Origin of the sequence: Kitasatospora sp. NPDC052868 (assembly GCF_044547105.1) — a bacterium.
Lineage (GTDB): Bacteria > Actinomycetota > Actinomycetes > Streptomycetales > Streptomycetaceae > Kitasatospora.
In genome coordinates this window covers 567,430-587,147 of record NZ_JBITZW010000001.1, presented here as the reverse complement: position 1 = coordinate 587,147, position 19,718 = coordinate 567,430, and the positions used below count along the sequence as shown (strand labels likewise).

The window sequence follows — 19,718 nt, the reverse complement described above, 5'->3', positions numbered from 1 at the left end:
TCAGTTGTCCAGGGTGCCGACGTGGTGGACGCGGACCAGGTTGGTGGAGCCGGCGAGGCCGGGCGGGGAGCCGGCCGTGATGACGACGATGTCGCCCTTCTGGCAGCGGCCCAGCGAGAGCAGTGCCGCGTCGACCTGCTCGACCATCTCGTCCGTGGTGGGGGCGAAGGGGCCGAGGAAGGTCTCCACGCCCCAGGTGAGAGCGAGTTGGCTGCGGACGGCGGGTTCGTAGGTGAAGGCGAGGACGGGGATCGGCGAGCGGTAGCGGGTGAGGCGGCGGGCGGTGTCGCCGGACTGGGTGAAGGCGATCAGGTACTTCGCCCCCAGGAAGTCGCCGATCTCCGCGGCCGCGCGGGCGACGGCGCCGCCCTGGGTGCGCGGCTTGCTGCCGGCGGTCAGCGGCGGGAGGCCGTCGGCCAGCACGTCCTGCTCGGCGGCCTCGATGATCCGGCCCATCGTCCGGACCGTCTCGACCGGGTACTTCCCGACGGAGGTCTCCCCGGAGAGCATCACGGCGTCCGTGCCGTCCAGGACGGCGTTCGCGACGTCCGAGGCCTCCGCACGGGTCGGCCGGGAGGTGTTGATCATCGAGTCCAGCATCTGGGTGGCGACGATGACCGGCTTGGCGTTGCGCCTGGCCAGCTTGACGGCGCGCTTCTGGACCATCGGGACCTGCTCGAGGGGCATCTCCACGCCCAGGTCACCGCGCGCCACCATGATGCCGTCGAAGGCGTCCACGATGGAGTCCAGGTTCTCGACCGCCTGCGGCTTCTCCACCTTGGCGATGACCGGGACGAAGCGCCCCTCCTCCGCCATCACCCGGTGGACGTCCTCGATGTCGCGGCCGCTGCGGACGAAGGAGAGCGCGATCAGGTCGGCGCCGGTCCGCAGGGCCCAGCGCAGGTCGGCGACGTCCTTGTCGCTGAGCGCGGGCACCGAGACGGCGACGCCGGGGAGGTTGAGGCCCTTGTGGTCGGAGATCAGCCCGCCCTCGATGACCAGGGTGCGGACCAGCGGCCCGTCCACCTCCAGGACCTCCAGGGTGACCCGGCCGTCGTCGACCAGGATCCGCTCGCCGCGCGCGACGTCCGCGGCGAGGCCCGCGTAGGTGGTGCCGCAGATGTTCTGATCCCCGACGACGCCCTTGTCGGTGGAGATCGTGAACTCGTCGCCGCGTTCGAGAAGTACGGGACCTTCGGCGAAGGTCTCCAGGCGGATCTTCGGACCTTGAAGGTCGGCGAGGACACCGACGCTCCGTCCGGTCTCGTCCGCGGCCTTGCGGACCCGGCGGTAGCGCTCCTCGTGCTCGACGTGGGAGCCGTGGCTCAGATTGAAGCGGGCGATGTCCATCCCGGCGTCGACCAGGGCCTTGATCTGGTCGTACGAGTCGGTGGCTGGCCCGAGAGTACAGACGATTTTTGCTCGGCGCATACTGCTGAGAGTAGGCATTACCAGCGCGTAACAACGACGCGGGTCCGGACCTCGGGATGACCTTTGCCGGAAGGCGAGTTGAACAATCTGACACGATGTCGGACGGCGCCTGCGGCCGGGCCTCCCCGAACGGGCGAAACGCGCGGTCAGCGCATTGACGCGGCCGCCAGCAGGGAGTCGCCGAGGCGGCCCCGGGCGCCGGGTGCGACGCCCGGCAGCGTGAAGTAGTAGCCGCCGCCGAACGGCAGCACGTACCGCTCCAGCGCCTCGCCCTGGAGCCGTCGCTGGACGGTGGCGAAGCCGAGTTCGAGGTCCCGCTGGTAGCAGACGAACAGCAGGCCCGCGTTCTCGTTCCCGGTGGCGTCCCGGTCGAGGCGGTAGGAGTAGCTGCGCCGCAGGATGCGGTTGGCGTCCGACTCGGGGGTACGGGGGTTGGCCCGGCGGATGTGCGAGTCGAGCGGGATGACCCTCCCCTCGGCGTCGCCCGCGTAGTCCGGGGTGTCGGTCTCCCGGGCGGCCCCGAGCGGTGCGGCGTTGTCCTTGCGGCGGCCGATGACGGCCTCCTGCCTGTGGACGGCGTCGGCGTCCCACAGGGGCATCGCGAAGCGGATCAGGCGGACGGCCTGGTAGGTGCCCCCGGCGGTCCAGGCGGGTTCGCCGCCGCCCGGCGCCACCCAGACCTGGCGGTCCATGAGCGCGGTGTCCTCGGCCTCCAGGTTGCCGGCGCCCTCGCGGAAGCCGAACAGGTTGGTGGTGAAGGCCCGGCCGCCGCGGCCGGTGTCGTTGTCGGGCCGGAACCCGGGGAGCTGCCAGAGGGGCTCCAGTCCGCCCACCGCGGCGGCGCCGGCGGCGAGTTCGGCGGCCCGCTCGGGGGTGGCCGCGCACACCTGGACGGTGAGGTCGCCGTGGCACCAGGCCGGGTCGAGCACGTCGCTGGGGAAGGCCGGCATCTCGGTGAGGCGCTTCGGGCGCAGCGCGCCGAGTCCGTACCGCTGGTCGAAGAGCGAGGCTCCGACGGAGACGGTGAGGCTCTCGCCGTCCCGCGTGCGGGCGGCTTCGGCGCCGAGGCGGTTCAGCACGTCGGCGAGGCCGGTGCGGTCGGCGGCGGTGACCCGGTAGGCGGCGAGTCGGGCGGCGGCGGGTGGCGGGGTGGTGACGCCGGGCTGGTGGTGGCCGGGGGTGCCGGTCGGGCCGGGCGCGTCGTCGGCCGCGCCGGGGTGGTCCGGTCCGCCGTGGTCCGGTCCGCAGGCCGTGGCGGCGAACGCCCCGACCAGTCCGGCCAGTAGGGGGCGCCGTCGGAGCGTCACGCTGTTCCTCTCGTTCGGTGGGTTCGCAGTCGGTGGGTTGGTGTTCGGCGGGTTCGCGGCCTGTGGCTTCGCAGTCGGCAGGACAGGGCCCAACCGCACACCCGCCCGGCGTCGGGCGCCGGGCGGGTGTGCGGCGGTGCGGTGTGCGGCGGTGCGGTGTGCGGCGGTGCGGTGTGCGGCGGTGCGTACGGGTCGTGTGTGCGGTCAGGCGCCGTCGAGGTACGCGGTGAGGCCTTCCAGGACGGCCTCGAACTGCCGCGCGTCGATCGTGCAGTCCTCGAACTGGCCGTACATGTCGACGATTTCGACCAGGTCCGGGCCGGTTCGCCGGGCGCCGGCGGCCGCGGTGCCGAGGCTGTATCCGGTGCCGTCCTCGGCCGCGAGGCGGTGCCACTCCTGGAGGTAGGTCCTGGGGGCGTCGCTGCTGAGGCCGAACGGGAGGATCAGGGTCTCGATCGCCAGCCGCAGGTTCTCGTCGGTGCCGGCGGGTGCCTCGACGATGACCATGTCGTCCTCGTCGGTGTGGAACTCCCACCGGGTGCTGCCGGGCCTGGTGTTCACTGCTGCGCTCCCGTTCACTGCTTCACTCCCCTGGGGAAGAAGGTCGACGGGGTGTAGCTGCCGTCCGGCTGCTTCTCCAGGAAGCCGGTCATCTTCACGCCGTTGTACTCCCCCTGGACCAGCGTCCCGCCGCGCTTGTAGGTGCCGTTCGCGAACAACTCGCGGCCGGCTGCCAGGATATCCGCCCTGGTCCAGTCCTCCGGGAAGAAGTGGTGCCCGGCCCGCGCGACCTTCTCGATCTTGTCGCCGTTCACGATGGCCCCGACGGCGCCGTCGACGACCTTCACGGAGCCGTCGGACTGGGTGACCAGCCTGCCGCTGATGTAGCGGCCCTCGGGGATGCCGCCGCTCTGCTTGGGGTGGAGGTGCCACCCGGCGAACTCGCCCTTCTTGGTGATGACTCCGTTCATGACGTGGTCGGCGGCCCCTTCGGAGATCTTGACGAAGCTCCCGGAGGAGGCGGGCTTGTTGCCGCTGGGGTCGGTGAGCGCGGTGGGGCGGTTGTCGGCGTAGGCGTGGAGGTTGATCCCGCCCTTGAAGCCGATCGGGTCCTCGCTGAGGAAGCGGTGCAGGCCGGGGCTGTAGTAGCGGGCGCGGTTGTAGTAGAGGCCGGTGCCGTCGTCCTCGCGTCCGGCGTAGCGGCGGCCGTTGCCCTTGTCGTCGCCGCTGACCGCGGTGGCGCCGAAGGGGTCGTAGAGGTAGCGGGCGGTGAGGGCGCCGGAGTCGTCGGCGAGGGCGACGACGCCGCCGAGCGGGTCGGTGAGGTAGCGGGTGGTGGTGCCGCCGGTCTCGCGCAGTTGGAGGCGGTCGGTGCCGGCGTCGACGGTGGTGGTGACGGTGGCGCCGGTCTTCTCCTGGAGCGGGTTGTCCCCGTCGTTCAGGTAGCCGGTGGTGACGCCGCCGACGGTGCGGGTGGTGCGGCGGCCCTGGGAGTCGTAGCCGAAGCTCGCCGTGGTGCCGGGGCCGTTCACCGCGCCGAGTTGGCCGCGGGCGTTCCAGGTGTAGGTGTTGGTGCCGTCGCCGGTGAGGTTGCCGTCGGCGTCGTAGCCGACGGTCCTGGCGCCGGTGCTCTTGAGCTGGTTGGCGGCGTCGTAGACGGATGTCTCGGTGGTGCCGGGGATCGCGGTACGGGCGTAGCTGCCGCCGACCCGGATGGGGAGTCCGGCCGCGTCGTAGGTGTAGGTGAGGCTGCCGAGGTCGGTGGTGCCCTTGCGGTAGGTGACGGAGCTGATCCGTCCGGCCGGGTCGTACTGGTAGTCCTGGTGGACGCCGTCGCCGGGTGCGCCGCTGCGGGTGATCCGCCCGGCGTCGTCGTGCTGGAGGGCGACCGCCTCGGTGCCGTTCCTCCTGACGGAGGTGAGGGTGCCCGTTTCGTCGGAGAGGTGTTCCAGCAGCGGCTGTCCGCCGACCAGGACCTGGCGGGTGCGGCTGGTGGCGCCGTAGGCGTAGCCGACGGTGCCCTGGGGGGTGGTCTCCTGGGTGATCCGGTCGAAGGCGTCGTAGGTGGCCGTGGTGGCACCGTTCACCGTGTCGTCGATGCGCACGACACGGCTGCCGGTGTCGTAGCCGATGGTGGTGCTGCCCTGGTCGGTGGTGCCGGAGACGCCGTAGCGGGTGGTGGTGGGGCGGTCGAGCTGGTCGTGGTCGACGGTGGTGACCAGGCCGCTGCGCGCGGTGGTCTTGACCGGGTTGCCGTTGCGGTCGTATTCCTGCCGGGCGGTGCGGCCGAGCGGGTCGGTGACGGCGGTGGCGTGGTCCATCGCGTCGAACTCGTAGCCGGTGGTGCCGCCGCGGGGGTCGGTCACCTTGGTCCGGTTGCCGTTGGGGTCGTACTCGTAGCCGGTGGTCCGGCCGAGTCCGTCGGCGGTGGTGCGGATCCGGTCGAGCGCGTCGTAGCCGGTGGTACGGGCGTTGCCGCGCTGGTCGGTGACCTGGTAGACGCGGCCGGCCGCGTCGAAGAGGCGGCGCTGTACCCCGCCGAGCGGGTCGGTGACGGCGACCGGGTCGCCGAACTCGTAGGTGTAGCCGGTCCTTCGGCCGGTGGGGTCGGTCTCGCTGGTGATCTGGCCCGCGTCGTCGGTGGTGTAGACGGTCTTGTGGCCGAGTGCGTCGGTGCTGGAGAGCAGTCCGCCGCGGGGGTCGTACTCGGTCCGGCTGGTCTTGCCGTAGGTGTCGGTGACGGCGGTGACCTCGCCGAACGGGCCTGCCCGTTCGACGCGTTCGGTGCGGGCGTCCGGGGTGCCGGCCAGCGTCGTGGTGCGGGTGAGCTGTCCGTTGGTGTCGTATTCGAGCTCGGTGCGGCGGCCGAGTGCGTCGATGGTGGCGGTCGGACGGCCGCCGGTGGGGTCGTACTCGGTGCGGTCGGTCTGCTCGACCGGGGTGCCGAGGGCGGTGGTGCGGCTGGTGGCGAGGCCCTGGGCGTTGAAGGTGAAGCGCTGGACGCCGCCGCGCGGGTCGGTCATCCGGGTTTCGGAGATCTTGCCGTCGGTGCCGGTGGTGTAGTCGAACCGGGTGACGCCGCCGTCGGCTGCGGTCTGCTGGAAGACGCGGCCGGCGCTGTCGTAGGTGTTGGTGAGGAAGACGGTGCCGCGCGCGTCGGTGATGGTCTTCATCCGGCCGGACTCGTACGTGTACTTCATCACGCCGCCGGCCGGGTTGGTGACGGTCTCCAGGTGTCCGTCGGCGGTGTAGGTGTAGCTGACGGCGCGTCCGAGGTTGTCCTCGGCCCTGACGATCCGCGGCGGGCCGGCGGTGTCGTAGGAGAACTTGATCCACTTGCCGTTGGGCGAGGTGACCTGGGTGATCGGGCCGCGCAGGCGGACCTTGCCGTCGCTGTCCGGGGGTGCGGGGGCGCGGGTGATGGTGGTGGTGTTGCCGAACTTGTCGCGGATCGCCTGGAGCGGTGCCTCGTCGCCGAGCACGTAGGTGGTGCCGTTGCGGAGTTTGACGTCCCAGCCGTTGCCGTTCCAGCCCATGGTGGCGCCGGAGAACTCGGTGGGGGTGGGGTCGGCGAGGAACAGGGCGTCCTCGTAGGTCTTCTCGCCGGGGGTGATCCGACGGAAGTGGATCTTGCTGCCGTCCGGCTGGACGAGGTCGACCTCGAGGTACCGGTAGTAGCCGATGTTGCCCGTCGACCACGGGAAGTAGCCGAAGTTGAAGTTCATCCCGACGCCGAAGGCCCGGGAGTCCTGGTCGCCCTGCTGGTAGGTGCGGCGCAGGGCGAGCGGGACGACGTCGTCGAGCAGGAGGTCGGTGTTCTCGTCGACGAGCAGGCCGGTGGCCGGGTCGACGGGGTCGCCGACCCGCGGGCCGGGCTTCGGGGCGACCGGCGGCGGGTTGTGGCCGGGGACGGCGGTCATGGCGCCGGTGAAGCGGTAGACCTTGACGTCGGCGTCCGGCACGACCTGGTTGCCGTCGGGGGTGACGGTGCCCTTGCCGTAGATGTGCCAGCCCTGGCCGTCCGGGTCGTAGTTCCAGAAGATCATCCGCGTGCCGGGGGCCTCGCGGGTGTAGTTGGGGTAGACGATCTGGGCGCCGTCGGGGAAGAGGTAGCCGCTGCCCGGCTGGACGGTGAAGTAGATCGGCACCTGGGTGGGCGGCAGCGGGAACGGCGTGCGGTCGATCGGGATCGGCGTGATGGACAGCTCGGTGGCGAGCTTGCCGTCACCGTCGCGGACCACGGCCCCCGCCGGGATGCGTACCTCCAGGCCCGGGATGGCGGGGGTCTTGAGGACGGTCGGCCCGGTGGTCGGGGAGGCGATGCGGACGGTGCTCGCGGTGTCCGTCTGCGGGATGAACACCGTGCCGGGCACCCGCAGGGTCTGTCCGGCCGGGACGTCGACGCCGATGTCGAAGACGCCGTAGCCGCGGTCGCCGCTGCTCGCGGTGCGTCCGTCGACGCGCAGCACGCGGTGGCCCGGGTCGCTGCCCTTGACCAGGAAGCGGCCCTGGTCGTCGGTCTTCGCGACGGCCTTGCCGACGCTGACGGTGGCGTTCTTCAGCGGGGTGCCGGAGACGGTGCGGATCTGACCGGAGACGGCGGTGGTGCCCTTCGGCGCGTCGGCCGGGTAGGCCGGTGCCGGGGCCGCGCCGTACCGGGTGTACCAGCCCTTGCCGGCGAGGTTCTCGGCGTCCGGCTTCCAGACGGTGTCGGCGGGCTTGGGCGCCTCGCCCAGGGCCTGGCGGGGGAACCCGCAGGCGGCCCAGCCGGCCGACGGCTCGCCGGGGCGGGGGGCCTTGCGGGCGCTGCGCGGGTCGGCGGCCGGTACGGCGCGGTTGGTGCCGGCCGGGGCCTCGGCGACGGTGTCGCACTGCTCGGGCGCCGCTCCGGTGGACGGTGCGGGCTGCTGCGGTGCGCCGGCCGGGGCCTGTGCGGTGGCGGCTTCGGCGGTGGCGGCTTCGGTGGCTTCGGCGGCAGGAGCGTCGGCGGCCGGGGCGGCCGCCGCCTTGGCCTGCGCGGTGGCGGCGACCCGGTCGACGCCGACCGTGGCGGAGCCGGTGGCGGCGGCCCTCGGGTCGATGAGCACCCGGTAGGTGCCGGCCGCCGCGAGCGAGGCGGAGAGCTTGTACGGGCTCTGGTCGTAGCGGGTGACGCGGTCGACCAGGGTGCTGCCGTCCGGCTTGACGACCGTCAGCTGGTAGCCGCCGCCGACGAAGGTGGTGTTGCTGAAGGTGATCTGGAGCGAGTCGCCGACCGCACCGGTGAAGGAGAGCAGGCCGTCCTGGCCCGGGCGGCTGAGCGTCAGTGCGGCGCCCGCGCCGCCGACGGCGACCTGGCCGCCGTCGAAGGCGGTGGACAGGGTGTAGGTCGCGGTGCCGGTGACTCCGGCGTCCGGGTCGTCGGTGATCTCGTAGGTGCCGGTGGCCGGGAGCGCAGGCAGCATGTAGCTGTCGTTGGCGATGACGAAGCCGACCGAGCCGAGCTGGCTGCCGTCCGGCTTGGTGATGCGCAGGTTGTGGTAGCGGTAGCCGGCCGTGACCGCGGTGACGGCGACGCTCAGCCGCTGGCCGGCGGTGCCGTCGAAGCGGAGCACGGCGTTCTGCCCGGCGCGGCCGACGGTGACGGTCCTGGCGGCGCCGTCGACGGCGAGCGGGCCGGCGTCGACGGTCTCCGAGAGCTGGAGCGTGTAGTCGCCGAGCGCCGAGGTGTTGGGGCTCGCGACGATCTCGTAGGTGCCGGTGGTCGGGAGCGGCGGCAGGTCGGGGCCGCCGGAGGTGCGGGAGGCGATCTGCTTGCCGTCCGGCCCGTTGACCGTGAGGGCGACGGTGCCGGTGTAGCCCTTGGGCAGGGTGCCGACGCTGAGCCGCTGGCCGGCGGTGCCCTGGAAGGTCAGCCGGGCGTTCTGGGACGGCCGGGTGATGGCGACCGTCTTGTCCTCGCCGGCCGCGATGGTGCCCGCGGCCGCGTCGGAGTTGAGCCAGAGGGTGACGGTGCCGGTGGCGGCGCCGCCGCCGACGGTCAGTTCGTGGCGGCCGGTGGCGGCGAGCCTCGGCAGGTCGGCGCCCTCACCGGAGCTGGAGAGGTTGCTCTGGGTACCGTCGGGCCGGGTCAGCGAGACGCCGGGCAGGTAGGTCGTGGAGCCGATCTTGAGGTTCAGGGCGGTGTAGCCGAGGCCGAGCTGCTGGCCCTCGGTGCCGTCGAAGTTCAGCCGCACCTGCTGGCCGGGCCGGGCGAGGGTGAGCTGCTTCTCGGCGCCGTCGCGGGTGATGGTGCCGGCGTCGGTCTCCTCGGAGAGCCAGAGCCGGGCGCCGCCCACGCTGGCGTCGGTGAAGCCGATCACCAGGCGGTAGGTGCCGGGCGCGAAGGTCTTGAGCCGCAGGTAGTTGTCCAGGCTGAAGCTGCGCCAGGTGCTGAACTTGGCTCCGCCGGGCTCGTAGAGGGTGGCGGTCAGGTACTTGTACTTGACGGCGGCCGTCGCCTCGGTGAAGGCCAGCCCGTACCAGCCCTCCTTCTTTCCCTCGAAGGAGAGCTCGACGAACTGTCCGGGGGTGGCCAGGTTGAACGCGAAGCCCTGGTCGGTGGTGCTGGTGGTACCGGTGACGTTGCGGGTCAGCGCGGTGGTGAGCGAGCCGGTGCCGGTGCCGTCGGGGTCGATGACGAGCTGGTAGACGCCGCTGGTGGTCAGGGCGGGCAGCGGCACGTTGCGGCCGGTCCGGGCCTCCAGCGGCCACGGGGTGTCGTACTGGTCGGCGGCGAAGGAGCGGCCGAAGGGGTCGTACAGGCGGAACTTCGACGGGGTGCCGATGGTGTTGGCGGACATGCCGAGGCCGAGGCGGTCGCCGGCCTTGCCCTCGAACCGCAGGCCCAGGGCCTTCCCCGCGGCGATGGTCGAGGTGACCGGGGCGCCGTCGACGGTGAGCGCGCCGCCGTCGACCAGGGTGCCCGGGGCGGTGCCGGTCGGCGGGACGATGAAGTCGGTGCCGCTGGTGACGGTGCCGCCCGGGGTCCGCACGGTGATCCGGCCGGAGGAGACGGCGCCGGGCACGACGACGGTGAGGCTGGTGGGCGTCGCCTGGGTGACCTTGGCGAGTGTGCGGTGGAACAGGACCGAGTTGCGCGACGGGTCCGGGTCGAAGCCGCTGCCGGTGAGGGTCACGGTGGTGTCGGGGGCGCCGGTGGCGGGCGAGAAACCGGTCAGCGCCGGGGCGGGTCGGGCCGCGCCGATCCGGAACCGCTCGGTGCCGGTCGCGGTCGACGCGCCGACGGTGACGGTGACCGGGCCATCGGTGGCACCTGCGGGGACGACCACGGTGAGGCGGTTCCGCTCGGCGGTGACCACCTGGGCCGGTGTGGCGGTGCCGGTGAAGGTCACCTTGACGGCCGCCGGGTCGGTGGCGAACGCGGTACCGCTGATCTCGACCCGGGCGCCGCTCGGCGCCTGGTTCGGCACGGTGGACAGGACGGTCAGCTCGGCCGAGGAGGTGCGCTTGGTGGACACCGTGTTGCCGGCGGCGTCGTACTCGTAGCGGGCGCTCTCGCCGTTCGGCTGCGAGACGCCGACGAGCTGGCCGGCGGCGTCGTAGAACAGGTCGTGCGGGTCGCCGGAGGCGAACGCGTCGACGACGAAGGAGTGGGCGGCCGAGGTGGAGGCGTGACCGGCGGCGTCGAAGGCCCGCACGGTCAGGGTGCGGCGGCCGGCGGAGGTCGGGGTGAGGGTGACCGCGGCGGAGCCGTCGGCGGCGGCCGCGATCTCGGTGGCCGCGGCGTCGGTGTCCAGCTGGTAGCTGTACTTGGCGATCTGCTCGCTGCCGCCCGGCTTGAGGGCGAAGGTGCCGGACCGTCCGATGCCGCCGTGCGGCTGGTTGTCGGCGGGGTACTCGGCGGAGGAGACCAGCGGGGCGGCCGGGGCCTGGACGGCGTCCTCGTAGGTGACGGACAGCTTGGGGTCGGCGGCGAACCGGGTGAACGCGTTCTTGTCGGCCTCGGCGGAGCTGCGCAGCGCGAAGGTGAGGCTGCTGCGTCCGTTGCTGAGGGCCTGCGCGGTGGTCGCGGTGGCGTCGATCCGGCCGACCACCGGGGCCGGGTTGGCGGCGCACGGCCCCTGGAGGGTGGCGCTGCCGACCAGTTGCAGTTGGGCGGGCTGGTTGAGCCAGGTGGTGGCGGGGCTGATCGGGCCGGTGCTCCAGGCCTGGACGGTGTTGGGCAGGCAGGCCGAGGCGAAGGTCTCGGTCGCCGTCAGGTCGGCGCTCAGCACCCGCTTGCCCACCAGGCCGGCCGGGACGGCGAGTTGGAAGTACGTCCGCTGGATGCCGCTCGGCGCGGTCCAGCCCTGGTAGCCGACCCCGAGGCCGGAGCCCGACGGGGGTGCGTTGTAGAACACCGCCGTCGGGTACTGCGACTTGACCTCGGTGTAGGCCACGGTGTCGAGGGTGGCGAACGAGGGGTCGATGAACACCGGGTAGACGGTGTCCGCCGCGGTCAGCAGCCCGGTGTCGGGGGTGATCCCGATCGTGCCGTCCTGCACGCTGGTGGCGACCGCGGCCTCCCGGGCGCCGGGGCCGGGGCCGCCGGAGCCGGACCGGGCGGCGCCGGGGGCCGCGGCCGCGCCGGCGGGGCCGCCCTGAGCCTGCGGGGCCTTCGCGTCCTTCGGAGCCTTCGTGTCCTGCGGGGCCTTCGCGTCCTGGCCGCCGGCCGCCGCGGAGACCGCGGAGTCCCACATCCGGGCGGGCGGGGAGGTGAACACCGCGCGGCCCTGGGCGTCCTTGACGGTCAGGCCGTCGCCCGGCCCGGCCGCGAGGGTCAGTCCGGGGCTCGTCCGGGTGACGAGCTTGAGGGCGGCCAGCCCCGGATCGGCCGCCGCCTTGGCGTTCTTGACGACCAGGACCTCCTGGACGCCGCCGGCCGGCGTGACGGTGACGACCAGGTCGACGCCGCTCGGCAGGACGTCGGGGTAGGTCAGGGCGGCGCCGTCGGCGGTCGGCGCGGGGAGCGTGTCCGGCCAGAAGAGCTCCAGCCGCTGGCCGCCCTCGACGGTGAGCGTGGCGAGCGGGCCGGAGCCGCCGCCCGACAGCTCCACGGCGGTGGAGGTGGCCTTCGGCAGGTAGCGCCCGTCGGAGCTCCGGTGCAGGGTGGGGTCGACATCCACCCAGCCGTCGCCCTGCCGGGTGCGGCGGGGCTGCGGGGAGATCTCGGTGGTGAAGGTGCCGTCGGGGTTGGCGAAGGTCTGCGCGGCGGCGGCGCGGGCGTCCGCGACCTCGACCCGGCCGTGCTGGCGGCGGGCCGCCCTGCTCGCGGCGGCCACGTCGGGGGCGGCGTCGACGCGCTCGCTCTTCGGCGCCTCCGCCCGGGCGGGCTCCTGGCCGTGTGCGAGCGCCAGGAGCAGGGACAGCGAGAGCGCCGCAGCCCCCGCGACCTTGGACAGCCGGGTGCGCGCCCGCCGTCCGTCCGACCCCGGTGCTCCGGGTGGTCCGGATGCACCGGACTTCGCTGACGTGTCGTGACCGAACGCAGGCATGGCGATGAGGCCCCCCGTCTGACTTCCCGCGGACGGCGCCGAGACGCCACCCATGATCGGCAATCACGATCTCTTCACTGAAGATGCACTGTCAAGAGGAACTCCTGTCCGGTGGCTCGATCCTGACGGTCCGACAACCGGGCGGTGCGCATCGGTACGAGTCGGGCGGGCGGTGACGCCCGGGCCATCCGATGCGATTCCGTGAAGGGCTGTTCACCCCTGGTTCACCGTCACTTCCGATGCCGCTCCAACCCCGGCGGGACGCTCGTCACCCGGGTGGACGCCCGGACCCGGATGCGGCGAGGGGGAAACGTTCGGCATGAGGCGTGTTTTCGGGGTACTTGCGGCGCTGGTGCTGCTTGCCGGGGTGGGGGTCGCGCTGTTCTGGCCGGACGGCGGCGATCCCGACGGGGAGGACAAGGTCATCACCATCTCGGGGGTGATCGGCTCGGAGAAGCGGGAGTTCTTCGCCGACCCCGACGTCGTCGCGGAGTTGCGGAAGAAGGGCCTCAAGGTCGACACCGTCACCACCGGCTCCTGGCTGATGGGTGACAGCGACCTCAAGGACTACGCCTTCGCCTTCCCCTCCAGCCTCTCCCCGGCGGAGGACATCCGCCGCCGGCGGCAGATCAACACCGAGCCGGTGCGACCGTTCTACTCCCCGCTGGTGGTGCTCGCGCACCGGCAGGTGGCGGACGTCCTCAAGGCCAACGGCCTGGCCACGGTGTCGGATTCGGGGGTCTGGACGTTCAAGATGGACCCCTACCTGAAGGCCGTCCAGGACGGCCGCAGATGGCAGGACCTCACCGGCACCAAGGACCACGCGGAGCTGTCCGGCTCGATCTTCCTGACCACCACCGACCCGTCCACCTCCTCGTCCGGGGCGCTGCACCTGGCGGCGATCTCGTACCTGGCCAACGGCCACCAGGTGGTCTCCGACGACGCCGGCGTGGCCCGGGTGGCGGGCGTGGTCAAGCAGGTGACCTCGATGCAGGGCGACCAGAAGACCAGCAGCGACGGCCCGTTCAAGGACTTCCTGTCCGGCGTGGGCAACCCGCTGGTGCTGGTGTACGAGTCCCAGGTGGCGGCGCTGAGCGCCAAGGGCAGCACGACACCGGGCGGTTCGGCGGGCGATCTGGTGGTGCTCTACCCGGACACCACGGTGTCCAGCGACCACACCCTGGTCGCGCTCCAGCCCGGCGGCGAGAAGCTCGCCGCGGCGCTCCGGGACGACCCGGTCCTGCGCGACCTGGAGGCCCGGTACGGCTTCCGTCCGCAGGCCGATCCGACGGCCCTCGGCAGGGCGGTCAAGGACGCCAAGGGCGGCCCGGTCTACGCACCCGACCTGTCGGCGGCGGGCGTCCAGCAGGCCCAGGTGCCCACGGTGGCGATCCTGAACAAGCTGATCAACGCGGCCAAGGGGAAGTGACGGGGGATGACGACGGCAATGCGTGTGAAGACCGCGGCACGGCGCGGCGGCGGGCGGGCGCTCGCGGCGGCCATAACCCTGCTGGTGGCGACGGCGTGCACCTCCTCCCCCTCGCCCACCCCCTCCCCCAAGCCGACCGACGCCCCCGCGCCGACCGCCCAGCCGGGCGTGCTGCGCGTCCTGGCCGGGAGCGAACTCCAGGACATGGCACCGGTGTTGGAGGAGGCCCAGAAGGCCACCGGGGTGACGGTGCAGTTCGCCTGGACCGGCTCGCTGGACGGCGCCGACGCCGTCTCCTCGGGCCGCGCGGACGGCAAGTACGACGCGGTCTGGTTCCCGTCCAACCACTACCTGCGGCTCGACGACGCGGGCAAGTCCAAGCTGCTCTCCGAGACCCCGGTGATGGTCTCGCCGGTGGCGGTCGGCGTGCGCTCCTCGACCCTCAACGACCTCGGCTGGGGCGACGGTTCGAAGGTGACCTGGGCGCAGGTCGCGGACGCGGCCTCGGCCGGGAAGCTCTCCTACGGGATGTCCGACCCGTCGCGCTCCAACTCCGGCTTCTCCGCGCTGGTCGCGGTGGCCTCGGCCTTCTCGGGCGCCAACTCGGCGCTCACGGAGGCGGATGTGCAGAAGGCGACGCCGTCGCTGAAGAAGTTCTTCACCGGGCAGAAGCTCACCTCGGGCTCCTCCGGCTGGCTCGCCCAGGCCTACGCCCGCGCCGAGCCGGGCCGGGTGGGGGCGCTGGTGAACTACGAGTCGGTGCTGCTGTCGCTGAACAAGACCCTGCCCCAGGACCAGCAGTTGACGGTGGTGCGGCCCACCGACGGGGTGGTGTCGGCGGACTACCCGCTGTCGCTGCTGGGCTCCTCCGCGCAGCGTGAGCGGGACTCCTTCCAGCGGCTCACCGCCTACCTGCTGAAGGACGACGTGCAGCACCGGATCTCGGAGCTGACGCTGCGCCGCCCGGTGGGCTCGGGAGCGGCTCCGGCGTCCGTGCTCCCCACCGACCGGCGGCGTGAACTGCCCTTCCCCGGCAGCAAGTCGGTCGCGGACGGGCTGCTGGCCTCGTACCAGAACGAGCTGCGCCGGCCGTCCCGGACGGTGTACGTCCTGGACACGTCGGGCTCGATGACCGGCGGCCGGCTGGCCTCGCTGAAGACGGCGCTCGGCCGGCTGACCGGGGCCGAGGACACCCGGGGCGTGCGGCGGTTCCGGGACCGCGAGGAGGTCACCCTGATCGACTTCGCGTCCAAGGTGAAGTCCACGAAGACGCACCTGGTACCGGCGAGCGGCACGCAGCCGGGCCCGCAGGCCGAGTTGGCGGCGATCAACGCGGACGTCCAGGCGCTGCGGGCGGACGGCGGCACGGCGGTGTACAGCTCACTGGAGGAGGCGTACCGGGTGATCGAGCGCCAGCAGGCGGCGGCCGCGGACGACCGGTTCACCTCGATCGTGCTGATGACGGACGGCGAGAGCAACGAGGGCGCGACGGACAAGGACTTCAAGACCTTCTACACCGGGCTGTCCTCGGCGCAGAAGGCGGTGCCGGTGTTCCCGATCCTGTTCGGCGACGCGGCGAAGGGCCAGCTGCAGGGGATCGCGGAGACGACCGGCGGCAAGCTGTTCGACGGCACGAGTTCGCTGGACGGCGCGTTCGAGGAGATCCGTGGCTACCAGTAGCAGCGGCGGCCGACGGGTGCTGGGCTACCTGGAGTCGGCCCGGAACCTGGTCGGCTGCACGGCCGGGGCGGGCGGCCTGGTGCTGCACTTCCTGGGGATGGGCGGCAGGTGGTGGCCGGCGGTGGTGGTCGCCCTGTACGGCGCTGGCGCGCTGCTCACCCCGTCGAGGCGGCCCTCGCCCGGGACCGCGCTGCCCGCGCGGCCGGTGGTCCCGGAGCACCCGGTGGTCCCGGAGCCCGAGGTGCCGCCCGCGCTCCCGGTCGAACCCGTCGACCCCTTCACGGTCGAGGTGGACGCGTTGGCCCGAAGCCTGGCGGACCTGCCGCTGCCGGCCTCGGCCCGGTTGGACGAGCTGCTGGACCGGCTGCGGATCGCCGGGCCGGACGGCGAGGCCGAGCGGATCCTGCGGGACCGGCTGCCGCTCGCGGTGGACGGCTATCTGCGGGCCCGGACCTGGCAGCGCTGGGCACCGGGTTCGCCCGATCCGGCCGTCGAACTGGACCGCGAGGTCGGCCGGATGGCCGCGGCGCTGGCGGACTGAGCCCGCGGACGCGAGGACGGGTCCGGGTTGCCCGATCGGGCAACCCGGACCCGTTTTCGCGTCCGCCGGCCTCCGGCGGCGGGCCTTCGCGCTCAGCCAGCCAGCGTCCCCGCCAGCTCCGCGCGCCGGCGCACGCCCAGCTTCCGGAAGCTGTTGGTCAGATGCGTCTCCACCGTGCGCCGCGCCAGGTGCAGCATCCCGGCGATCTCCGCGTTGGAGTGGCCGGCCACCGCCAGTCGGCAGATCCGCAGCTCGCTGTCGGTCAGCGCCTCCGCCCCGGCGTGCTCGCCCCGGCCGATCCGCGCGCCAGAGGCCCGCAGCGACTCCACGGCCACCGCCCGCAGCCGGACCGCGCCCAGCCGTTCGGCCCGCCCGGCGGCCTCCCGCAGCGCCCGGCGGGCGGCCCCGCGCCGGCCGCCGTCGGCGAGCAGCCGCCCGTAGGTGACCAGCGCGGGGATCAGCTCGGCCTCCACCTCGCCGCCGCGCAGCAGGTCGACGGCCTCGGCGGCGAGGTCCAGCCCGTGCCGGCCCCCGGTGGCGGCGGCGAGCGCGCGCAGGGCGCGGCCGACGGTCCGCGGGGTGCCCCAGATCCGGGCGAGCCGCAGTTCCTCCTCGGCGAGCGCGACGGCCGGGCCGGGTTCGCCGAGCAGGGTGTGGCAGTCGGCGGCGGCGGAGCGCCAGGGGGTGACGATCGGGCTCCAGACGCGTCGCTCGCCCTGCCGGCGCCCGCACTCCATCAGGTCGACGAGCGCCTCGGCGGGCTCCCCGGAGGCGAGCCGCAGCATTCCGCGGGCGTACAGGTACTCGTTCCACTCCCAGGAGCCCTGGGAGTGGTCGGCGACGACGGCCCGGGCCAGGCCGTGGGCCTGCCAGAGCCGGCCGGTCTCGGTGAGGGCGATGACGGCCTGGGCGACCAGGTGGGCGTTCTGCTGGCCGAGCAGCCCGGCGTAGTGGGCGCCGATCGCACCGGCGTCGCCGGGCGCGGCCGGCCCCGGATCCGCCGGATCGCTCACGCTCTCCGGACCAGCACCAGCACCCGCACCCGCAGGCTCGGGCTCAAGCTCCGGGGGTGCCTCCGGCTCTGCCGGGACGCCGCACCACCAGGACCATTCGGGGCCGGAGGCCGGGCCGCCGCCGGGCCGGGGCGCGGGTGCGGCGGGCTCGGTGAGGGCGAACTCGTCCAGCAGCGCCTGGTACTCCCCGCGCATCACCCTCAGCTCGGCCCGGACGCTCAGCAGGCACTGGTAGCCCGGCTCCAGGGTCGGCCCCTGGTAGCCGGCCAAGCCGGTCGCCACCAGCCGGTCCGCCTCGGGCAGGAGGTCCGCCCACTGGGCGAGGGTGGCGGCGGAGACCAGGACGTAGGAGCGGCAGAGCGGGTCCACCGGGGAGTCGAGCAGCTCTCCCACCCGCTCGGCCACCTCGGCCGCGGAGAGCACCCCGCTGGTGGAGTCGAACTCGGTGAGCAGGGCCTGGGCGGCCGGGGCGAGCCGGTGCGGGGTGCGGGCGGCGAACCGCTGCAGGCCCTCGACGACCTGCAGCCAGCTGTGGCCGTCGTGCGCGGCGATCAGCGCCGCGGCGGCCTGCACGGCGTGGACGATGTCCTCCCGGTCGCCGAAGCGCTCGGCCAGCTCCTCCATCACCTCCAGCGCGGCGGGGGTGTCGCCGCGGGCGGCCAGGACGGCCCCGAGGGTGTTGGCGGTGCGGAAGACCCCCTCGTCGGACTGGTGGACGTGGACGGCCTCGGCGAGGTGTCGGACCCCTGCCGTGCGCTCGGCGGGGCCCAGGGTGACCTCCAGGCCGCCGAGTTCGGTGAGGACCAGGCCCCGGCGGCGGGCGGTGAGCGGTTCGGCGAGCAGTCGGCGCAGCAGGGTGACGGCGTCGGCGGGGCGGGCGGCGGCGGAGGCGCTGCGGGCGGCGCAGCGCAGGGCGTCGGCGGCCCAGCGCGGGGCGGGGGCGGGGGTGAACAGCAGGTGGCCGGCGACGCGTTCGTCGGGTGCGCCGTGGCGGTGCAGGAACTCGGCCGCGGCGCGGTGGGTCTCGGCGCGGTGGCCCGGGCCCTGGCGGGCGAGGACGGCGTCGGCGAGCAGCGGGTGCGCGAACCTGGGCCAGCGGCCCGGGCCGGGGTTGTCGAGCAGCCCCTGGGTGGTGAGTTCGGTGAGCCAGCCGCCGACCTGGCGGGGGTCGGCGCCGGCGAGTTCGGCGAGCATCGGTGCGGGGTCGCAGTGGCCGGCGCCGGGCAGCGGTGCGGTCCGGGCGGCGGGGTGCTCCTGCATCCGGGCGAGGGCCCGGGCGACGGCGAGGGCCCGGTCGCCGCCGCCGCGCAGCCACTGTTCGACGGCGTCGGGGAAGGCCCCGCCGGGCAGCCGGGCGCAGGTGTCGGGCAAGGCGTCGGGCCGGGCGTCGGGGTGCGGGCCCGGGTGGCCGGGGCGGGGCGGGTGTTCGCCCAGGTCGGCGAGGAGGGCGCTGAGCAGCAGCGGGTTGCCGCCGGTGGCCCGGACGCATTCGGCGGCGAGTGCGGGCGGTGTGCCGGGGCCGAGCCGGTGCTCGGCGAGCCGGAGGGCGGCGGGGGTGTCGAGCGGGCCGAGCCGGCTGGTGCCGGCCAGGGTCGGGGGCAGGCCGCGGGCGAACCGTTCGACGGTGGCGCCGAGTTCGGACTGGCGGCGTTCGGTGGCGAGCATCAGGACGGGCAGCCGGTCGATACGCCGGGCGATCTGCAGCAGCCAGCGGCGGGAGGGCTCGTCGGCGAGGTGGATGTCGTCGACGGCGAGCAGCAGCGGGTGGTGTGCGGCGTGCAGGCGCAGCAGCGACCAGAGGGTGGTGTCGGCGCCGGGGTGGCGGTCCGTTCCCTCGGTGCGGGTGCCGTAGGCGTCCGGTCCGGTTTCGAAGAGCTGGCGGGCGGCGGCGTGGGGGATGGCCGACTCGTCGGCGGAGCAGCGGGCCCACAGGACGGTCATGCCGTGGGCGGCTTCGCGGCGGGCGGCTTCGGCGAGCAGTGCGCTGCGGCCGGTGCCGGTGGCGCCGGCGAGCAGCAGGACGCTGCCGGTACCGGCCCGGGCGCGTTCGGCGAGTTCGGCGATCCGACGCAACTGCGGGTGGCGTTCGGCGAGTTGTGGCGGCGCGGGCGCGTCCGGACCCGGCCGCCGGCTCCGTGTGCTGACGGTCTTCATCTGCTGTCCCCTCCCCCAGGCCCTTGCCGGGGATGACCGGGCGGGCAGTCTTGGCCCTCATGCGGGGAAACGGCTTGACGCCCCTCCAGCGCCTGGGCTAGAGATGTGATTCTTGTCGCACCCCTTTCTTCGCGGTACGGCGCCCCCCGTTCCGCGGGTCGGCGCGTCCGCGCGCGAGGGAGGGCGTGCGGTCCGGGCGGGTGGTCGGCCAGCGGTTCACGGCACATCCGCGCACCTGTTCACGGGCCCGGCGGGTCGGCCTCGGCGGGCCCGGCGGGGGCCCTGGCGGCCGGTGGCCCGGGGTTCCGGTCCGGCACCCGGCGGGCCCGGTACCGGCCGCGGCCGCCCTCGCGGGCCGCCCCGATCGCGGCCGGTGGCCTGATCTCGTGGTTGACCACGATGGCCGCGGCCGTCCGCGGCGTGGAGCATGAAGGCACGGCCGGGGCAGCACCGCACCGGGCCGCATCGACTCACCACCCATCTTCTGTCGGGTACATGCAATGCTCCCCGGCGCCGCATACCGGCCACGGGGCAGGTGGGTCGGACTTCCAGGAGGGGGCCAGATTGACTGTCCTGCACACCGAGTACGACCGCCGCGGTACGTCCTACCGCCTGCCGTCGCCGGCCCAGGCACACCGCACCGTCCCG

General features: G+C 73.8%; 8 protein-coding genes. 3 read left to right on the top strand and 5 right to left on the bottom strand.

Going from position 1 to position 19,718, the window contains the following annotated elements:
• The 4 genes from pyk to ACIGZJ_RS02565 form a co-directional block, all read right to left on the bottom strand.
• A complete protein-coding gene (pyk, locus tag ACIGZJ_RS02580; RefSeq protein ID WP_392927831.1) occupies window positions 1-1,431 on the bottom strand; it encodes a pyruvate kinase in 1,431 nt (476 codons plus the stop codon).
• Window positions 1,432-1,577: 146 nt separating this feature from the next.
• Window positions 1,578-2,738 (bottom strand): Dyp-type peroxidase, encoded by a 1,161-nt coding sequence (locus tag ACIGZJ_RS02575; RefSeq protein ID WP_396455543.1) that lies wholly within the window; start codon window positions 2,736-2,738, stop codon window positions 1,578-1,580.
• 204 nt (window positions 2,739-2,942) lie between these two features.
• Window positions 2,943-3,299 (bottom strand): hypothetical protein, encoded by a 357-nt coding sequence (locus ACIGZJ_RS02570; protein ID WP_392927828.1) that lies wholly within the window; start codon window positions 3,297-3,299, stop codon window positions 2,943-2,945.
• A gap of 14 nt (window positions 3,300-3,313) precedes the next feature.
• Window positions 3,314-12,253, bottom strand: coding sequence for an RHS repeat-associated core domain-containing protein (locus ACIGZJ_RS02565; protein WP_396455542.1), 8,940 nt, complete (start codon window positions 12,251-12,253; stop codon window positions 3,314-3,316).
• A gap of 319 nt (window positions 12,254-12,572) precedes the next feature.
• Between ACIGZJ_RS02565 and ACIGZJ_RS02560 the strand changes: the two genes are divergently transcribed.
• From ACIGZJ_RS02560 to ACIGZJ_RS02550, 3 genes are read left to right on the top strand one after another with little or no spacing between them, the layout of a single operon-like run.
• The gene (locus tag ACIGZJ_RS02560; RefSeq protein ID WP_396455541.1) at window positions 12,573-13,682 is read left to right on the top strand and encodes a hypothetical protein; all 1,110 of its coding nucleotides are present in this window, start codon (window positions 12,573-12,575) and stop codon (window positions 13,680-13,682) included.
• Between the two features lie 18 nt (window positions 13,683-13,700).
• Window positions 13,701-15,362 carry a VWA domain-containing protein gene (locus ACIGZJ_RS02555; protein WP_396455540.1) on the top strand — a complete coding sequence of 554 codons (1,662 nt, stop codon included), beginning with the start codon at window positions 13,701-13,703 and terminating at the stop codon, window positions 15,360-15,362.
• Window positions 15,349-15,903 (top strand): hypothetical protein, encoded by a 555-nt coding sequence (locus ACIGZJ_RS02550; RefSeq protein ID WP_396455539.1) that lies wholly within the window; start codon window positions 15,349-15,351, stop codon window positions 15,901-15,903. Before ACIGZJ_RS02555 ends, ACIGZJ_RS02550 begins: the two co-directional genes overlap by 14 nt.
• 92 nt (window positions 15,904-15,995) lie before the next feature.
• Here ACIGZJ_RS02550 and ACIGZJ_RS02545 read toward each other — a convergent pair whose 3' ends face one another.
• On the bottom strand, window positions 15,996-19,070 hold the full coding sequence (locus ACIGZJ_RS02545; protein ID WP_396455538.1) for an AAA family ATPase: 3,075 nt from the start codon (window positions 19,068-19,070) through the stop codon (window positions 15,996-15,998).
• Between the last annotated feature and the right edge of the window lie 648 nt (window positions 19,071-19,718).